The organism is Winogradskyella sp. (assembly GCF_025210595.1).
Lineage (GTDB): Bacteria > Bacteroidota > Bacteroidia > Flavobacteriales > Flavobacteriaceae > Winogradskyella.
The window spans coordinates 1-3,830 of record NZ_JAOARH010000034.1; the positions used below are offsets into that span (position 1 = coordinate 1).

Sequence of the window (3,830 nt, forward strand, 5' to 3'; positions counted from 1 at the left end):
CTAACTAAATCTTCAATTAAAGACTGACCTTTATCTTTATTATACCAACGTTGTAAATCTTCTTTAAATTCTGGTGTTATTTTACCATGCTCAGCTTTATAAGCTTTCACCATTTCTGTAGCTACAGTAGGTCTTGGTCCAAAAGTGCTAATAACTTCATTGGTTTCATTATTAATCATAATTAACTTAGGTACAGCCTTGCCTCCATTAGTTAAAAACTCATTCATTAGGTCATCGTTATCGTCTCTTAGCACTATTTTATAATCAATATTACCATTTAACTCAGCCACCTTGTTAATCACAGGCATAATATGAGCTGCATCTCCACACCAGCTTTCAGTTATTACCAACCAAGTTACTTTTTTGTCATAAGATGAAATCTTTTCGGCATTGGCTTCAGAAACTTTAACCGTTTTATCCCAACGCTTCATGCGTCTGTCATTTAACATTGTATAATTTACCATTGCCTCAGATTTATCATTACCAGTAGTAGATTTCTCTTCTACTAATTTTATAACAAGAGAACGATAATCCTCATAAGACATTGATTTTTCTATACTTTTTGAAATAATACCTGAAACTTTTGTGCTTTCTATAATTTCCATCTTTATTAAGATTAACTATTTATGAGTTATTTAATTCATCATTTTAAACTGACTGATAAAAACCAAAACTGATTTTCATTTCACAAAATTAACACCGAATTATTAATAATTATGTGACAGTTGTTACCTTAGTAGAAATAAATAAAAAAACTTACAAAATGGCAAAACATAGATGTGGTTGGTGTGTTGGTGATCCGCTTTATGAAACTTATCATGATGAAGAATGGGGAGTTCCGGTTTATGATGACGATACTCTGTTTGAGTTTTTAACGTTAGAAACTTTTCAGGCAGGATTAAGCTGGATTACCGTTTTAAGAAAGCGCGAAAATTTCAGAAAAGCTTTTAATAATTTCGATTACAAGAAAATCGCAACTTACAATCAAAAAAAAATTGACGAACTTCTACAAAACAAAGGCATTATAAGAAACAAACTAAAAGTTAATGCTACAGTTACCAATGCGCAAGCTTTTATGAAAATACAAGATGAGTTTGGTAGCTTTTCAAAATACATTTGGGATTTTATAGATGGTAAACCTATAAAAAACCACTTTGAAGATTACAAAAAGGCACCCGCTAATACTCCACTTAGCGACACCATTAGTAAAGACTTAAAAAAACGAGGTTTTAAATTTGTTGGTACTACTGTAATTTATGCACACATGCAAGCTACTGGCATGGTAAACGACCATGAGGTATCTTGTTTTAGGTATAATGAAGTGTAAACGCCTTTATCTTTTAGTTATTAACTATAAAATTAAACTAAAGGTATTTCAAAAACTCTTGTCTAGAGATATGCTTTGCACCAAGACTTTCTAAATGCTTAGTATGTATTTGGCAGTCTATTAAGCTATAGTTAGAGTTTTGTACAAATGTTATAAAACCTGCTTTACTGGCATTGCTCACCTTAGCAAACATGCTTTCGCCACAAAATACTTTATTACCTAAATCAACTCCGTATAAGCCACCAACTAATTCATTATTTTGCCAAACCTCAACAGATTTCGTGTAGCCTAATTGATGTAACTTCATATAAGCCTCTATCATATCATTAGTAATCCATGTGCTTTCTTGGCCATTGCGTTTTGTTAATGCACATTCTACTATAACAGATTTAAAATCTTTATTTACGGTAACCTGAAATTCATTTCTCTTTAAAACCTGCTTCATACTTTTAGAGATTTTTAAATCTTTAGGAAAAAGCACAAATCTTGGATCTGGCGACCACCACAATAAAGGTTCATCAACTTCAAACCAAGGGAAAATTCCACTAGCATAAGCATGTATTAATCGTTCTATAGATAAGTCACCACCAACAGCCAAAAGACCATCTGATAAAGCTTCAGAAACATCTGGAAAAACAATCTTATCTGTCAAAAAGTGAATCATTCAGACTTTTTTTAGTGAATTTTACTGTTAAATGAAGGGCTTCATTTTGTTAGTATAAGAATTTTATGGATATTTGAATTGATCTTTTACAAATAAATTTTTTGTTCATCATTGCTTTTTTTTAAGTTTGTTTGAGAAGATCAAAACCTAAAACCACAATACTAAGTCCCAACTAACCATTGGGACTTTTTTATTTTTTAGCAGAAATCTTTATTGATTTCTTATTTACAAAAAACAAAAGACCTGTTTATTACAAACAAGTCTTTTTATTATACAGTCAAACCCTTTGTTTAATTAAAAAGGTAAATCGTCGTGATCTTCTTCATTTAAGTTATTAGCTGGCTCAAAAGCTTCTGCTGGTGGCACAGGAGGCATATCACTACCAGAAGCTTCTGGTTGTAACGTTTCTATTCTCCATCCCTGTATTGAGTTAAAATACTTTGTTTCTCCTTGTGGATTTACCCACTCACGTCCTCTTAAATTGATGCTTACTTTTACTTGTTGACCAACCTGATAATTATTTAACAAGTCTGTTTTATCTTGTATAAACTCAATCATAAGATGCTGCGGATATTGCTCTTCAGTTGTAACAACAACTTCTCTTTTTCTAAACCCATTACTCCCAAAAGTTTGTGTTTCACCTATTAACTTAATACGTCCTTGTACTTCCATTTTCTTTGCTTAATCTATATTTATTTTATGTTTATTTCTCAAAATTAATCAGGCTACGAAAGTAATAACTTCCATGCACTTTCTACATCTCCATAGCTCAAATAATTTTGAGCCAATTTGTGTTTTTTTCTATGTGATGCTGTTTTAATATCTGGGTAACGTTCACTTATATCTTTTACAAACTGGCTTACCTCTTCTGCTGTTGGTAATTGATCTACATTGGCTAACATTCCGAGATTATTCCCTGTTAAAATCATACTATTTTTAACATGATCTGGCAAGGCATCTACACCAATTCCCATAGTTGAAAGTGGTTTAGGGATTTCAAAAAAACCACTTTTTGCTCTACTATAATAACTACCGCCTGCTCTAGCTACTAAATCTAACTTTTCTTGGTTAATGGTTTGATCTTCATTAAGCACATCAACAGAAATATGAAGCTTAACAACTTCGCATATTACTAAATTTCCAGCACCTCCTTCGGTACCTAATTTAACAATATCATTAACCTTACATTCTAATTGAATAGGAGATTCAGCAACTCTAAAAGGTTTAACTTCATCTGACTCTAACATGGTTAATCCTGCCTTTTCAAACTCATTAACATTATCAGGATACTCTGTACTACTCAATGACATTTGATGTACAATATCGTAATTAACAACATTAATTACTACCTCTTTAACTGCTTCTACATTTTGCAACGTATGCTTTGTTGTATTATCTCTTACACGTCTTGCAGGAGAAAATATTAAAATTGGTGGGTTAGCACTAAACACATTAAAAAAGCTAAAAGGAGATAAATTTGGATTACCTTCTTTATCTATAGTACTTGCAAAAGCAATTGGCCTAGGTGCAACTGCATTAAGCAGATAACTATGTAACTTTCCTGTAGTTAGGTCTTTTGGATTGAATGAAATCATGTAGCGCTCTGATTTTCAACAAAGATACTTATATTACAGAGTTTTAAAAATAAATTGCGCAACAGACAACACAATATTATTAACAGTTTTTAGATTATATTTAAAAAAAGAAACTTCATTAACTAATGGCCATTAGCTCTAACCGAAATATAATCCGTTGGATTATTATCCTGTCTTCATTTATTATTATTTCACTTATTCTTTGGAATACGTATTCGTTTTTTCAAAAGTTTAAAGCTGAAGA

At 31.5% G+C, this 3,830-nt stretch carries 5 protein-coding genes; 1 reads left to right on the forward strand and 4 read right to left on the reverse strand.

Annotated elements, in window-relative coordinates; translation table 11 throughout:
- Positions 1-605 (reverse strand): thioredoxin family protein (locus tag N4A42_RS03255; protein ID WP_294069812.1); only part of this gene is annotated, 605 nt, incomplete at its 3' end.
- Positions 606-763: 158 nt separating this feature from the next.
- On the opposite strand from N4A42_RS03255, the gene N4A42_RS03260 reads away from it, so the two are divergent.
- On the forward strand, positions 764-1,327 hold the full coding sequence (locus N4A42_RS03260) for a DNA-3-methyladenine glycosylase I (protein ID WP_294069815.1): 564 nt from the start codon (positions 764-766) through the stop codon (positions 1,325-1,327).
- Between the two features lie 37 nt (positions 1,328-1,364).
- Here N4A42_RS03260 and aat read toward each other — a convergent pair whose 3' ends face one another.
- The 3 genes from aat to N4A42_RS03275 all read right to left on the reverse strand — a co-directional run bounded on the left by aat (position 1,365) and on the right by N4A42_RS03275 (position 3,586).
- Positions 1,365-1,988, reverse strand: coding sequence for a leucyl/phenylalanyl-tRNA--protein transferase (gene aat / locus N4A42_RS03265; RefSeq protein WP_294069822.1), 624 nt, complete (start codon positions 1,986-1,988; stop codon positions 1,365-1,367).
- Between the two features lie 297 nt (positions 1,989-2,285).
- Positions 2,286-2,663 (reverse strand): DUF3127 domain-containing protein, encoded by a 378-nt coding sequence (locus N4A42_RS03270; protein WP_294069818.1) that lies wholly within the window; start codon positions 2,661-2,663, stop codon positions 2,286-2,288.
- A 53-nt stretch (positions 2,664-2,716) separates the two neighbouring features.
- Positions 2,717-3,586 (reverse strand): flavin reductase family protein, encoded by an 870-nt coding sequence (locus tag N4A42_RS03275; protein WP_294069820.1) that lies wholly within the window; start codon positions 3,584-3,586, stop codon positions 2,717-2,719.
- Between the last annotated feature and the right edge of the window lie 244 nt (positions 3,587-3,830).

Bases quoted from the DNA above. Each gene is read 5' to 3' on its own strand.
- N4A42_RS03270 (WP_294069818.1), bottom strand. From the start codon at position 2,663: ATGGAAGTACAAGGACGTATTAAGTTAATAGGTGAAACACAAACTTTT.
- N4A42_RS03260 (WP_294069815.1), top strand. From the start codon at position 764: ATGGCAAAACATAGATGTGGTTGGTGTGTTGGTGATCCGCTTTATGAA.
- N4A42_RS03275 (WP_294069820.1), bottom strand. From the start codon at position 3,586: ATGATTTCATTCAATCCAAAAGACCTAACTACAGGAAAGTTACATAGT.